Source organism: Tardiphaga sp. P4_G1 (assembly GCF_056401215.1).
The window spans coordinates 413,342-427,281 of sequence record NZ_JBFUJU010000003.1 but is presented as its reverse complement, the minus strand read 5'-3'; the positions used below and the strand labels follow the sequence as shown (position 1 = coordinate 427,281).

General features: G+C 60.0%; 16 protein-coding genes. All 16 read right to left on the bottom strand.

Going from position 1 to position 13,940, the window contains the following annotated elements; genetic code table 11:
• Nucleotides 1-7: 7 nt before the first annotated feature.
• The gene (gene fliK, locus AC1DUY_RS09700) at nt 8-1,237 is read right to left on the bottom strand and encodes a flagellar hook-length control protein FliK (RefSeq protein WP_478113838.1); all 1,230 of its coding nucleotides are present in this window, start codon (nt 1,235-1,237) and stop codon (nt 8-10) included.
• Nucleotides 1,234-2,421, bottom strand: a complete 1,188-nt coding sequence (locus AC1DUY_RS09695; RefSeq protein WP_478114046.1) for a chemotaxis protein — start codon at nt 2,419-2,421, stop codon at nt 1,234-1,236. The genes fliK and AC1DUY_RS09695 overlap by 4 nt, the downstream gene beginning before the upstream one ends.
• A complete protein-coding gene (locus AC1DUY_RS09690) occupies nt 2,418-3,752 on the bottom strand; it encodes a MotB family protein (protein ID WP_478113836.1) in 1,335 nt (444 codons plus the stop codon). Before AC1DUY_RS09690 ends, AC1DUY_RS09695 begins: the two co-directional genes overlap by 4 nt.
• A 1-nt stretch (nt 3,753) precedes the next feature.
• Entirely contained in the window at nt 3,754-4,344 is a 591-nt protein-coding gene (locus AC1DUY_RS09685; RefSeq protein WP_478113834.1) for a hypothetical protein, read from the bottom strand.
• A gap of 101 nt (nt 4,345-4,445) precedes the next feature.
• The gene (fliF, locus tag AC1DUY_RS09680) at nt 4,446-6,089 is read right to left on the bottom strand and encodes a flagellar basal-body MS-ring/collar protein FliF (protein ID WP_120287542.1); all 1,644 of its coding nucleotides are present in this window, start codon (nt 6,087-6,089) and stop codon (nt 4,446-4,448) included.
• A gap of 129 nt (nt 6,090-6,218) precedes the next feature.
• On the bottom strand, nt 6,219-7,517 hold the full coding sequence (locus AC1DUY_RS09675) for a flagellin N-terminal helical domain-containing protein (RefSeq protein WP_315839762.1): 1,299 nt from the start codon (nt 7,515-7,517) through the stop codon (nt 6,219-6,221).
• 222 nt (nt 7,518-7,739) lie between these two features.
• Nucleotides 7,740-8,474, bottom strand: coding sequence for a flagellar type III secretion system pore protein FliP (gene fliP, locus AC1DUY_RS09670; RefSeq protein ID WP_089263436.1), 735 nt, complete (start codon nt 8,472-8,474; stop codon nt 7,740-7,742).
• On the bottom strand, nt 8,471-8,956 hold the full coding sequence (locus AC1DUY_RS09665; protein ID WP_478113831.1) for a flagellar basal body-associated FliL family protein: 486 nt from the start codon (nt 8,954-8,956) through the stop codon (nt 8,471-8,473). Before AC1DUY_RS09665 ends, fliP begins: the two co-directional genes overlap by 4 nt.
• Nucleotides 8,957-8,968: 12 nt before the next feature.
• Nucleotides 8,969-9,673 (bottom strand): flagellar basal body L-ring protein FlgH, encoded by a 705-nt coding sequence (gene flgH / locus AC1DUY_RS09660; RefSeq protein ID WP_410001750.1) that lies wholly within the window; start codon nt 9,671-9,673, stop codon nt 8,969-8,971.
• Nucleotides 9,670-10,326 carry a MotE family protein gene (locus AC1DUY_RS09655; protein WP_478113828.1) on the bottom strand — a complete coding sequence of 219 codons (657 nt, stop codon included), beginning with the start codon at nt 10,324-10,326 and terminating at the stop codon, nt 9,670-9,672. The genes flgH and AC1DUY_RS09655 overlap by 4 nt, the downstream gene beginning before the upstream one ends.
• 66 nt (nt 10,327-10,392) lie before the next feature.
• The gene (flgI, locus tag AC1DUY_RS09650; RefSeq protein WP_184520050.1) at nt 10,393-11,490 is read right to left on the bottom strand and encodes a flagellar basal body P-ring protein FlgI; all 1,098 of its coding nucleotides are present in this window, start codon (nt 11,488-11,490) and stop codon (nt 10,393-10,395) included.
• A complete protein-coding gene (gene flgA / locus AC1DUY_RS09645; protein ID WP_089263433.1) occupies nt 11,490-11,966 on the bottom strand; it encodes a flagellar basal body P-ring formation chaperone FlgA in 477 nt (158 codons plus the stop codon). Before flgA ends, flgI begins: the two co-directional genes overlap by 1 nt.
• A 24-nt stretch (nt 11,967-11,990) precedes the next feature.
• Nucleotides 11,991-12,779, bottom strand: coding sequence for a flagellar basal-body rod protein FlgG (gene flgG, locus AC1DUY_RS09640; RefSeq protein WP_089263432.1), 789 nt, complete (start codon nt 12,777-12,779; stop codon nt 11,991-11,993).
• A gap of 9 nt (nt 12,780-12,788) precedes the next feature.
• On the bottom strand, nt 12,789-13,109 hold the full coding sequence (gene fliE, locus AC1DUY_RS09635; protein ID WP_068729891.1) for a flagellar hook-basal body complex protein FliE: 321 nt from the start codon (nt 13,107-13,109) through the stop codon (nt 12,789-12,791).
• Nucleotides 13,110-13,111: 2 nt separating this feature from the next.
• Nucleotides 13,112-13,528 (bottom strand): flagellar basal body rod protein FlgC, encoded by a 417-nt coding sequence (gene flgC / locus AC1DUY_RS09630; RefSeq protein ID WP_478113825.1) that lies wholly within the window; start codon nt 13,526-13,528, stop codon nt 13,112-13,114.
• Nucleotides 13,529-13,539: 11 nt separating this feature from the next.
• Nucleotides 13,540-13,917, bottom strand: a complete 378-nt coding sequence (flgB, locus tag AC1DUY_RS09625; protein WP_092141368.1) for a flagellar basal body rod protein FlgB — start codon at nt 13,915-13,917, stop codon at nt 13,540-13,542.
• Nucleotides 13,918-13,940 lie beyond the last annotated feature (23 nt).

The following is a 13,940-nucleotide window of genomic DNA, read 5'->3' as shown; positions in this document are numbered from 1 at the left end:
CGCAGCGCTAGATATAAACAGTGCTGCTGCGAACCCGATTGCTATTCTGATCCTGCTGCCGCTCTGATGTCCTCGGCGATTGCTCATGATCCTGCCTATTATGCCGTGCGCCGCTCTGCGCATCACCGGACGACCGACCCGAAGAACCACCGTCCGCCTGCGATCCGCCTGACGACGGCAGCGAGGAACGCTGATCGGACGGCGCCTGCTGTTGCTGTTGCTGCTGACCGTTGTTCAGACTTGCATCGGGAGTGCGGGTATGATCGATCGCCGCGATGTCGAACGTATAGCCCGCAGACTGCATGGCGTCGGTGAGTGCGCCGCGCTCCTGCCGCAGCATCTGCGTGGTCTCGTAGCGATCGGCGGTGAGATGAATCTCAACGGAATCGCCGGCAAGCCGCATCTTCACCGTGACAGAGCCGAGATTGGGCGGATCGAGTTCGAGCGTCATCATGCGCACCGGCCGGCTATCCGCAACTTTGTTCGTTTCGAGCCCCGGCGCGTCAGCCGCGCGGGGCCCCTCAGGGGATGCGACGGTCACCAGATCAGTCGCCATCCGATCGACGATCTTCTGCAGCGTCGTCACCTGTTGCACGGGTTCGAAATGCGTCTCTTGTTCACGGACGACCGCCTTCGCGACCGGAAGCGGCTTGGTATCCGTCGTCTCGACCGCCAACGTAAACCGTTGCGTGGCAGCCGCATCGGCGTCAGGCACGTCGGCCGTTGCGGCCTGAATGAGCTTCGCGGGATCGCGCGGAGCATCATCTGTCTTCACGTCCGGTACCGAGATGCGAGACACCGCCTTGTCATCGCTGGGCAAAGGTGAGTGTGCGTGATCGAATTTGGCCATCACCGCGCTGAGCGCGGGGTCCGGTCCGCGCCAGGGTGCAGATTTTGTCGCGCTCTCGTCGCCCTTCGTGGCCTTTGAATCGTCATCATCGGCTTGATCGTCGCTGACGTTTGGCTTTTGCGCGACTTCACTCGTCAATTCCGCAAGAACGGATGCCGCGTCGAGTATCGGCTTTGCGTCGACGATTTTCGCGTCATCAGCTGTCTTGGCAACATGCGGCGTGACTGTTTTGGTCTCCTTTGAGACCAGGCGGAGCTGCTCGCGAAAATGATCGGCCTTCTCCTTGCCGTCCTTGGCATGAGCACCGCCGTTCAATCCGCCTTTCGTCCCAGCCTTTCCGGCCGCTGTCTGACGAAGCGCTGCCATCAGGAGATCGGCATTGTTCATCGGGTTTTCTCCTTTAATTGCTCCTGCGACGCATCGAGCAGCTTTTGCGCGCGATCGACGGCAGCAAGAGAGCGGCTGAAATCAATGCGCGGCCGCATAGCCGTCTTCGCTTCGCTGCTTCCGTCGCTCTTGGCTTTTGCCTCCGGCAGCGCCTTTCGAACATTCAGTCCAATGGCAAGCGCCGCGGTTTGCAGTTCGACATCACGTTCGGATAGTTTTGCCTTGTCGATCTGCTCAAGCTCGGCGATTGCCGTACTGTGTGCAGATGTAGCAACGCGTGCCGCGGCACGATACAGGCGCGCGCGTACACGCTCGGCGCTGTCGTCATCGGACAATGCGAATACACGGTCGGCGGCGAGCACGGTCATTTCAGTCTTGCCGCGAACCAATGCCGTTCTTGCAATCAGAAGATAGAGCGCACGCTGGCTCGCCCGATCAAGATGATCGAGCACGGCGACAAGACGCGGGAAACGATCGGGGCGCTGTACGAAGCTGAAGCGTGCCACAGAGAGCGCAAAGCGCTGACGGAAATTTCCCGCATAAATGGAATGCCGATATCGGCGAAAATAGCGCACCGCGAGGGCTTCGAATTTGTCGAAGTCGTCGTCCTGTCCGACGATGAAAATCTCGCGACGCAGTGCCGCTTCCTCGACCAGCGTGCCCGGCATCATCAACCGCACCTCGTCGAGCAACGCGATCGCGACCTTCAGGTCGTCCTGCGCAACCAGTGCCGATTGCACCAGCGCAATCTCCGCACCGAGTGCCGCAGGCAGGCTGCGTGGCTTGATACTGGCGAGCTTCGATTTCGCTTCGTCCGTGCGCCCTTCGACATAGGCGATGGCGCCATCGACAATGGTCTCGTCAATATTCAGCACGTTGCGAGAGCGGAGGCTCGCGACCACTTGCGGAGACCCGCCACTCAAGAGGAAGGTGACAGCTGCGCGCGAATTGCGCGGCTCCTTCCAGACGGCCGCATCGGCTTTCAGGAAGTTCTCACCCAGGCGTTTCAGCAGGGCGGGTTGGGAATTGTGGGCGTCGAGATCACCGCGCGCGATCTGATCTTGCAGCATCTGTAATGAACGAACCATCTGATACGGCTCGCGCATCTGGTCGTCGGCCGGCTGCGCATGTGCGCTGCCAAGACAGGCTAGAAGCGTTGCTGCAATTATCCTGGCGCTGGTCATAGCACGGGAGCACGGATCAGAAGCTCGATCCGCCGGTTCTGCGCGGCAAGCGGGTCGTTCTGAATTTTCGGCCGGCGGTCCGCATAGCCCTCGATGCGCTCGACCCGCGCAGCGTCGAGGCCGCCGCGCACCAGCATGTGATATGCCATATGCGCACGCGCGGTCGAAAGCCGCCAATTGTCATATTCCGACGTCCGATAGACGCGGCTATCGGTGTGACCGCGCACGATGACCTGGCCGCGGTTCTGCGCGATCATCGGCGTGATCTTGTCGAGCGCACGAACGAGACCGGGCGTGGGTTCGGCCGAGCCGTTGGCAAACATTCCGTAATTCACGTCGTCCGTCAGATTGATCAGGAGTCCCTCGGGAGTCTCCCTCACTTCGGCCACCGGACGCGCCGGTCCAATGGTGGCCAATGCCGCCGAGATCGCGGCCTGGAGCTTGGCGGCGTCCATCGGTTGGGCCTTTTCGGCCCGGGCGGGCGCCTTGTCAGGCTGCGCTTGGGATTTGTCGGCCGGTGCTGCGGTCTTGTCTGCCTGCGCCGGTTGCGGGCGACCCGCTGCCGGATTGGACTTGTCGCCATCGTCGGCAAACAACCCGGCGGGCTTCGGCGCCTCCTGCTTGTCGGATTTTGCGGGAGTTGAATTCGATCCGGACATCTCCTGCCCCGGGGTGCCGGTGGCATCAGGTTTGGCGTCGAGCGGACGCTGCTCCTGGCCCTCGCTTGCTACAGCAACATCTTCGCCGAATGGTAGGCTGCCGGCGTCCTTACGTCCCGACAGCTTCTTCTCGAGCGACGAGATCGACGCCATCGGCCAGTTGATCGGATCGAAGGGGTCTCGATAGGCCTCTCCGCCCTTCAGCCCTTCTTTGCGATTTGGGTCGAGCGCCGCGCTGGTCTGTCCCGGACGCGGAGGACCGCCGGCAATCTCCGAGAGTACAGCATAAGGATCGCGAAACAACGTCGCCTCGCCATAGCGTGGCTGCGGAGGCTGCGGGCGCGCAAGCGCATCCGTCGGCTGACCTGGCTCCGGGTGCGGCCACTTGCTCTCGCCTTCCACGGCCTTGCCGGGGTCAACCCGCCGGGCGTCGTTGATGCCCTTGCGATCCGGCGTCGAGTCCGTCAGCTTGATCGGGTTAAAGTAGGTAGCCACGCTTTCGCGCGTTTCCTGATTGGTGGCATTGATCAGCCACATCACCAGGAAGAATGCCATCATCGCCGTCATGAAGTCGGCGTAAGCGATTTTCCAGACGCTGTTCTTCGTCTCGCCGCTCTCAAGCGAACTGCGGCGGCGAATGATCACTATTTCTGGCGGAAGCGGATCGGCCATCTCAGCTTTGGACCGCCATTTTCAAGCGCTCCGTCCATATCTTGAGCTGAGTCTCAAGTACGATCTGGTCGACGACAATCGACGCTTCTGTTTCGGGGCCGGCACGCAATTCCGATGCAATGGCGCGGACGCCGAGCTTGCTACGGATCAATTCGAGCAAGTCCGATGGACCGGTAATGCGCAGAACCGGGCGGCGGCTATCCGTTGTGATCGACGACAAATGCTCGATGAACGCAGTGACTGCCTGTTTCTGTACAGCGTTACTGATGAGCGGCTCGAGAAGTCGAGCCGCTACGCCGGCGATTCTTCCCTGCAACTGGTCGCCCATTTCGGCGATATCACCGGCGAGCTTGGCCGCCGTCTCGTTGAGCAATTGCTGCCGTTCTTCGGCGGCCTGCACCGCAAGTGCCTGCTTCTCCTGCTCCAGGCGCTGCTCGAATTCGGCGAGTGCACTCGCGTAACCTTCGGCGCGACCACGCTCATAGCCATCATCCTCCTGCACGAGAGGCGGCTTTGGCTGCATCTGCGGCTGCGGTTGAAACGACGGTTGCTGCTTTGCCTTCTGCAGAAGCGGCTGATGCTGCGGCTGCACGCTGGAGTGATGCAGATGATCGAACGGAACGACGCGGCTGCGTGTTTTCGGCGGCTCCGGTCGATCGAAATCGGCGATCAGACGTGCGACTTGCTCTGCGCTCATACCGCTTCCTCTTGTCTGATCCATTGTTTCAGAATCGCTGCCGCCTGCTTCTCATCAAGCTGGATGATCTGTTCCAGCCGCTTCTGTGGCGTATTCTGCATACTGCTCGAGACATCCTGGATAAGATTGGGCGGAGCCTCGCCTCCTGACAGAGCCGCGGCCGCCATCGTGCTGCCGCCACTGAGCAGCGCATTCGTCTCCGCCTGGAACTGCGTTGTCTCGTCCGTCTTCGCGCTGGCCAGGATCGTATTGATCGCGGGGCGCAGACCGAACCAGATCAGCATGCCGGCCACGGCCAAGATGGTGATGGCACTCACGAGACTGCCCGCCTGTCGCATCATCACCTCTGTGAAGGTGATCGACGGGACCGGTGCGAGATCGCGCGCACCTTCCATGAATTCGACCGCCGAAACCTGAATCTGGTCGCCGCGCGGGCGATCGATGCCAGCTGCGGTCGCAGCAATCTGCGAGATCTCCGCGACCTTGGCTTCGATCGCAGCATCGCTCACCTTGTCGCCAAGGCTCGCAATGAGACGCGGCCGGTTGACCAGAACGGCAAGGAACATCTTGTTCACCACGAAACCATCGCTCGTGGTCGTCACCGTCTTCGACGAAACTTCGTAATTGGTGATGTCTTCGCGGCGCTGCTTCTCGTCATTCTGATTCTTGGCGCCGGTCGCATTGACCTGCTGATCGGGCAGGTTCTGCTGAACGGTTGTCGGTTGCTGCCGATCGAGGCTCTGCGACGTTTCCTTCTCTCGCACAGCGCGTACGGAGCGCTGCACCCGCGAATCCGGATCGTAGACCGTCTCATTGGTCTGTTTCTTGTCGGTCGACAACTGGGTCGCAACGCTGACCTCGAAGTTATCGAGCCCCAGATAGGGTGTCAGTGCCCGGCTCACATTCTCCTGGATCGAGCGGCTGACGACCTTCTGCAAATTGGCCATCGTGGTCGGCGTTGCCCCGACGCTGCCGCTGCCGTCATCGTCCGAAAGCAGCGAACCGTCACTGTCGAGCACGGTGACCTTGTCCGCGGTCATTCCCGGCACAGCCGCGGCTACGAGATGACGCACGGAACGTGCCGTGCGTGCATCCGCCGGACCATCCGTTCGCAATACGACCGAAGCCGATGGCGGCGACTGCTCACGCCGGAATGAGCCACGCGCAGGCATCACGATATGGACGCGGGCTGCCTTGACGCCTTTGAGAACCTGGATCGTCCGCGCAATCTCGCCCTCAAGCGCACGCACGCGCGTGATTTCCTGCATGAACGACGTCAGGCCTAGCGAGCCAATCTTGTCGAACAGCTCATAACCGCCGCCGGTGGTGCTGGGCAGGCCCTTGTCGGCCAGCAACGTACGCGCCTGCGCCGTCTGGCCGGGACGGACATAGACCGTATCGCCCGCCGTATTCAGATCGAAAGCGATATTCGCGTCGCGCAGCACCGAGCTGACACGCGTCACGTCCTCGCGGCTAAGACCCGAATAGAGAACATTGTATTCCGGCCGGCTTATGTAGTACGCGCCGCCGCCAACACCGCCGAACACAGCGAGGCCAACCACCGCGAGCAAAATGAGACGCTTCGTACCCAGCTCAAGCAGATTGTTCCAGAGCTTCTGCGCGTGCTCGCGATTGACCATAAATACCCCTGCCCACTTCCGAATCGATCATCGATTGCGAAGCTTGTCCGAGGGTTACGGAGAGCTGGAAAGCGAAATGGCCGCGACCTATGACGGTCGCGGCCATTCCCATTCACGATGCGAGAGCGATTAGCCGCGGAACAGCGACAGGATGCTCTGGCTGCCGGCGTTGGCGATCGACAGCGCCTGGATGCCCAGCTGCTGCTGCGTCTGCAAGGCCTGGAGGCGGGTCGATTCGGCGTTCATGTCTGCGTCGACGAGCTGGCCGATACCGCGATCGAGCGAGTCAGTCAGGGTCTTCACGAAGTCCTGCTGCAGACCGATGCGGTTCTTGATGGCGCCGAGGTTGGTGGCGGCATCGGTGATCTTGCTCAGCGCTTTGTCTGTACCCGAGATGTAGGTCTCGAGCGCAGTCAGATCGGAGGCGCTATCGGTGAACTTCGAGATGTCCAGATTAGCGACGCTGAAGGTGGTCCAGCCACCATTCTTGTAGACGTCGTAGGTCTGGTCGAGAACGCCTTTTTGGGTCGCCACGTTGGCGGTAGCCGCTGGCTGCAACGCAACGGTACCGCCGGTCGCGCCACCATTGGTGCTGGTGGTAGCGATCGCGGTCGTGCTGGCGTTCTTGATTTCGAGCGTCTTGCCATCGGCATTGACACCAACAGTAAGGCCCTGAATGCCCAAACCGTTAAGTGCCTTGGCGATGTCCTGAACCGTGGAGCTCTGCGACACGTTGATCGTGGTCGTCGTAGCAGTTCCACCAAGAGGCGTGACGGCGAAAGCAATGGTGCCCGTGGTCGTGGCGGGCGGGCCAGCCGCACCGACGGTGGCCGGATCGAAAACCAGGGTCGTCGTCGTGGCGGCAGCGTGAGCCGTGATGTAGGCGGCGTCCAGCGTTGTATCGTAGAGCTTGATGGCGTCGAGGTCGATGGTGAGCGTGTCCACCGAAACGACACCGCCGGCGCGGGAGAAGGACGACACGACCGACTTCGTCGAGTTGTAGGTGGGGTCCTGTGAGTCGACCGAGATCCAGTTTTCACCGTTGAACACGGCCGAGTCGGCAGTATTCTTCAGCTGCTTCTGGAGTTCGGTGATTTCGCTCTGGATCTTGGCGCGGTCGACACCCGGGGTACGAGCAGCAACCAGTTTTTCTTTGATCGACGAGACGACGTCGACCGTGCCTTCGAGGCCGGTATACATCGTGTCGATGGTCGCAGCGCCGAGACCGAGAGCGTCCTGCACGGCGCCCAGAGCCTGAACGTCCGAACGCATCGTGGTAGCGATCGACCAGTAAGCGGCGTTGTCCGACGCGGTCGCCACGCGATAGCCGGTCGAGATACGGTTCATCGTGGTTGAGAGGTTGGCATCGACCGAGCGCAGGGTCTGCAGCGCGGTCATGGCCTGGGAGTTGGTCATCAAGCTAGACATCGTATGTCCCTTTAATTTGATTGATTTGCTGGGGACATACCGGACTTTCACCGGTACGAGAGGGCGGCATCATGCCTTTGGAATGTCGATATCTGATCGACCCAACCTGTCGTGAATTGCAAGCTAGCCGCCAAACCTTACCCAAAGCTGAAGGGAGCGGCGGCTCGTATAGTTAACAGCGATCATTTGATTCGTCACTTACCTTGTGATGAATCAAATGATCTACAGAAACGACTTCACAAGACCGACTGCGAGCAAATTCCAGCCGTCGATCAGTACGAAGAATAGTACCTTGAACGGTAGCGCAAACACCGTGGGCGGCATCATCATCATGCCCATCGACATCGTTAGCGTTGCGACGATCATGTCGATCACCAGGAACGGCATGACGACAAGAAAGCCGATTTCGAATGCTCGGCGAAGTTCCGACACCATGAAAGCCGGAATGATGATTCGCAGATCGATCCGCTGGCCTTCGAGTTTGATCTTCATGCTCTCGGCAGCAAGGTTCTCGAAGGTTTGCAGATCCTTCTCACGCACATGCTGCAGCATGAAATCGCGGAACGGATCTGTGACACGCGAATAGGCTTCCTGCTCTGTGATCTCATTCTTCATCAGGGGCTGAAGGCCGTTCACCCACGCGCGATCAAAAGTCGGCGCCATCACATAGAATGTGAGAAACAGCGCGAGGCTGATCATCACGATGTTTGCCGGCGTAGTCTGCAGGCCGAGCCCTGTCCGTAGGAATGAGAGCGCGACGACGAATCGCGTGAAACTCGTCACCATGATGAGCAGGCCCGGCGCCAGTGACAGCACCGTCAGCAGCGCGACCATTTGGATGATTCGGCCGCTGGCACTGCCTTCGCCCTGCGGAAGTAGGGTCGACAGATCCGGAACCTGCGCCACTGCAGCCGTCGGCAGAAGCACCAGGAGCAGGATCGGAATGATACGCTTCATTGCACCACCAGCGTCTCGATAATCAGCTCACGAACCTTGCCGCTTGAGCGCGTAAGCGCACGCTCATTCAGGTCTTCCCGCAGATATTGCAGGCCGCGGGCGCCCTCGATTTGCGCGGGTGTGAGCGTGCGCAGATAGGCCGCAACGTCCTCGCCGATGCGGGCGACCACGATACTCGCCTCCTCCTCGGTCAATTTATCGGTCACGATCGATGCCTCCATGCGGATCCAGGCATTTGGCGGCGCCGCCAGATTGGTCACGACCGGTGTGATCTTGCGCAGACGATCATTGGCATTGAAGGCCGACGAGACCGGCTTCTCCGGGACTTCCTTCTGGTTTTCACTGATGCGCTGGAACGTCGACATCAAATGCAAGCTTGCCAGCGCTCCAGCCCCGACCGAGAGCGCCGTGATGAGCAGCAGGGCGCCAAACCACTGCATGAACCCGGGGCGCTGGCCTTCATTCGCGGTGTCATCGGCCATGAGCGATCCTCATCAGAACGGCGCAACCTGGTCGTAGACCTGTTGACCCCAGTTCGGCTGCTGCACTTCCATGGACCGGCCGCGCCCGCCATACGAAATGCGGGCTTCGGCGATCTTCTCATAGGCGATGGTGTTGTTGCGGCTGATATCGATCGGACGCACGATGCCGCCGACATTGACGATGCGCATTTCGTAATTGACGCGCATCTCTTGCGAGCCGCTAACCAGGAGATTTCCGTTCGGCAACACGTCGACAACGACGGCAGCCACCGAGAAACGTACTTCTTCGTTCCGGTCGATCTTGCCAGCGCCCTTGTTCGACGACTGGGACTTGACGTTGGTGTCGAAATTTCCCGCCGAGAGCCATTTGGCAATATTGGCCGAATAGTCGGACTCCACCTTGATCTGCGAGTCCCGCGACCGATCCGTCTTGTTATCAAGGATCGCCTTATCGTTCATCAGAATATTCACGGTCAGCAGATCGCCGACCCGCGTTGCCCGAGAATCGCGGTAGAGGTCCTTGCGGTCATTCCAGATCGAGTGAGGGCCTGCGCTGCGATAGGCGCGCCTCTCGATCGGAATAGCGCGAGCATCGACCTGCATGCCGTTGCCGATCGGCGACATGTAGGGCGCCTGACCAACCTCGGCGAGATTGCTGGCGCAACCGGTCAGGCACGACAGTGCGACCGGAATCAGAATCACTCTTAACCACATCATTTCTTGGCTTTCCCGTCGTCGGTGCGACGCATCCCGGCGAGCGTGTCGGCGAGATGCGCGCCGCGCGCCGGTTCCATTTCATTGAGGATCGCGCTGGCGACGCGGACCCTCAGCTTGGCAAGTACGGCAGCTGCCGTATCGTCGGCCATGCTGGCGATCTGCTGCGCCGCGGCTTCCGGATTCATGCGCGAATAGATTTCGACGACGCTGTCTTCCGCCTTTTTGAGGAATTCTTCGCGCAACTTCAGCCATTCCTCATATTCGGCACGCTTGGCCTCAAGTTCGGCAATGCGCAGCTTCAGCTTGGATTCAGTGGCTTCCAGTTCTTTCTGCTGCCACGCCACGCGAGCATCGAGCGCCTGATCTGCGATGTTGCTGCAAAAGCGGGCGACGTCGGATTCCTGGGAGTTCGCGGCTGCGCTATCCTTTTTGTCGATTGCGCCCGTGGTCAGCACCGAATCGGCAGGCGGACGCACCACCGGGTCCTGCTTGTTGGCAGCCGGGCGTGGGCGCGCGACTTGCGGCGTCTTTGCAAATTCACCGAGGTTCAGCGGCTTTGAGAGCTTCTGCTCTGGTTCGGCCGATGCCTGTGTGGACAGCACCATACCGACCACCATGAGGAACTTGATCGATCGATTTGCGACGCGCGCCATTCGTGTTCTCGTGATTCAGCTGAGCGAGCGTTGCACGCTTTGGCTTGCGTGACGCTGACCCGCGCCTTACTGGATGACGAGCTCCGCTTGCAGCGCGCCGGCCGCCTTGATCGCCTGCAAAATCGCGATGATTCCCTGCGGCTTCAGCCCGATCTGATTGAGACCACGCACCAGTCGCTGCAAATCGGCGCCGCGCAGAATTGCGATCTTGGCGCCGGGCTCATTGGCTTCGATGAAGGTTTGCGGCACCACCTTCGTCTCGCCGCGCGCGAATGGGTTCGGTTGCGACACGATCGGCGCCTCGGTGATTCGCACCGACAGATTTCCATGGGTGACCGCGACTGTCGAAATCTGTACATTCCGGCCGATGACCACCGTTCCCGTGCGTTCGTCGACCACCACTCGCGCCGGCGAATCCGGCTCGACCAGTAGCTCCTCGATTTCGGCGATAAACCGCACCGGCGCGGTCGAGCGTGGGCGCGACAGCACGATGGTGCGATAATCGCGCTCGAAGGCCACGACCTTCTGGTAACGGCCGCTACTATGCGCGTTGATCGCGTCCATGATACGCGTTGCGGTGACGAAATCCGGATTCTTTAGCTCAAGAATGAGCGATTCCATCTCGCTGAAACGCCCCTTGACTTCACGTTCGATCAGCGCGCCATTTGGGATACGGCCAGCTGTGGCCACGCCCTGGCTAAGCGTTTGTGCAGCGCCTTCGACGTTGTAACCGCCTACAGCGATAGCACCTTGCGCGACAGCATAGGTTTCGCCATCGGCGCCGCGTAACTGCGTCATCACCAACGTTCCACCAAGCAGGGATGATGCGTCGCCCAATGACGAGATCGCGACGTCGATTCGCGAACCACCCGCGACAAACGGCGGCAGATCGGCCGTCACAACGACGGCGGCAACGTTGCGCGTGCGCAACGAGGTGCCACGGATATTGATGCCCATATTGTCGAGCATCGATTGCAACGATTGTTCGGTGAACGGCGCGTTGCGCAACGTGTCACCGGTGCCCTTGAGGCCGATCACAAGGCCATAGCCGAGGATTTGGTTCTCCCGCACGCCCTTGAGATTGGCGATGTCCTTCACACGCACAGCGGCATCTGCCGCCGAGATCGAAAGCGAAAGCAGGAGACCGCAAAGGAGACGCAGCATCATCCGTTCTGAATCCGTACTGATCCGTCCTGCTGGACGATGCCCCGGATAGTGACTCCGGTATCGAGGTTGCGAAGCTGCACCATCATGCCGGCGCTGCCCGACTGCAGGGATGTTGCATAGGTGACGATAATGAGCCCGTCATCCTCGACGAGCACCTTCACCACAGCGCCGCGGGTGACGGCCTTCAGATCCTCGAGACCGTTGATCGGAATCAGGTGTCCCGCCAACAGAGTACGGCGCGCAATGCGGCCAACGAGGGACGCACGGTCGTTGATGAACGCACTTGCGCCCTGAATATTGGGCGCAAAATTGCGATCCATGATCATCTCATCCCTGATGACGTCACCGGGATAGATGGCTGTAGCCGGCACCGGATAGCGGACAGACTCGTCCGCGGCCTGAGCGACGCTTGCAATGCCGGTCGCGAGCACGAGGCTCACGACCCAGCGGGTAACGATGGTAACTGCGCGCATCAGGCCGAGATCCCGTTCTGTGGATTACCGCATGCCCTTCGAAATGGTCGATGCCATCTCGTCAGCCGCCTGGATGACTTTTGAATTCATTTCATAAGAACGCTGCGCCGATATCAGCTCAGTGATTTCCTTCACCGGATCGACGTTCGAACTCTCGAGATAGTGTTGATGCAGCTTGCCGTAGCCAATGTCGCCTGCGAAGCCGACAACCGGCACGCCGGATGAAACCGTCTCGCGATAGAGATTGCCGCCCAGTGGATCCAGACCGGCTTCATTGGAGAAGTTCGCGAGCGAGAGTTGCCCGAGCTGAACAGGCGCAACGGTCCCGTCGACCTTCGCGAAGACCTGGCCAGACTCGTTGACAGTGACATCCACGGCATTCTGCGGGACGATGATCGCAGGCGTCACCAGATAGCCGTCCGGCGTCACCAGCTGGCGGTTTTCATTCAGGTTGAATGCACCGGCGCGTGTGTAGAGCGTCTCACCATTCGGACCGGCGATCTGGAACCAGCCGCGGCCATTAATGGCCATGTCATAAGTGTTGCCAGTCTGCGCCATGGCGCCCTGCAGATGCAGCTTGCGCACGGCAGCCGAACGCACGCCGAGACCGAGCTTTGCGCCTTCAGGTACTGCGCCCTCACCGCTTCGGTTGGGAACGCCCTGCGCGCGGTCGATCTGATAGAACAGATCGGTGAATTCCGCGCGGGATCGCTTGTACGAGGTCGTATTGATATTCGCGATATTATTCGCGATCACTTCGACATTAAGCTGCTGCGCGCCCATACCGGTGGCAGCAATGGCCAGAGCTCTCATGATTAAACCTCAAATCGCCATTCGGCTGACTTCTTGATACGCCTGAACGACCTTGTCGCGGACGGCGACAGCCATCTGCAATGACCGTTCGGCAGACATGACCGCCTCAACCACCTTCTGTGCCGAGAGCTTGCCGTGGATGGACTGGATTGACGCGGCTTCGCCGGCCTTGATCGAACCGATGGCATCGGCTGCGACCTGTTCGAGGACGTTGTTGAAACCGACGGTGGCCGCACCGGGTTGCACCGCGGGTGTCGCGGAATTGATGACTTCGCTGGTTTTGGCGAGCTCACCAGCACTGCTGATGACTGAGGATACCGCTTCAAGCATGGTTAGCTCCTCAAGAGATCGATGGTCATCGACACCATGGATCTCACTTGTTTGATGACCTGTAGGTTGGCCTCGAAGGACCGGTTGGTTTCCCGCATGTCGCCCATTTCAATCAACGAGTTCACATTGGGCAGCTTCACGTAACCGGTTGGATCGGCAGCCGGGTGGTCTGGCTCATAGTCCACGCGGAACGGCGCCTGATCGGTTCCGACATCCTTCACCTTGACCATGCGCACACCAGCGGCACGATCCATCTCGGCCGTGAAGGTCGTGGTCTTGCGGCGATACGGATCCGAGCCTGGCGTGCGACCGGTCGAATTGGCGTTAGCAAGGTTCTCCGACACGACGCGCAAGCGGGTCGACTGCGCTTCGAGGCCGGAACTTGCGATCTGAACAGATGCTTGTAACGGATCAATCATCGTCATTTCCCTCAGGTCTTCATGCTTGTCATGAACATGCGATGAAACGATTTGACGATCGCCGTATTCAGTGAATAGTCGCGATTGATATCGCCAGCCTTCAGCATCTCCTGCTCAAGGCTGACAGAGTTGCCGGAGTGCACGGTTTCCCAGCTCTTCTCCTTGCGCATGCCCTGGGCCTCAACTGAAGAACCGGTTGTGATGTGTGCCGGTGACGTCACCGTCACGGGCACGACCTTCGATTCAATGATCTTGTTGAACGGCTCGATGTCCTGCGCGCGATAGCCCGGCGTGTTCGCATTGGCGACATTCGCCGAGATTGCGGACTGCCGCAGCGACAGCCATCGCTCATGCGATGAGGCAACATCGAAGAGATAGACGGGTCCCACTTATCCCCCAGGCAAACATGATT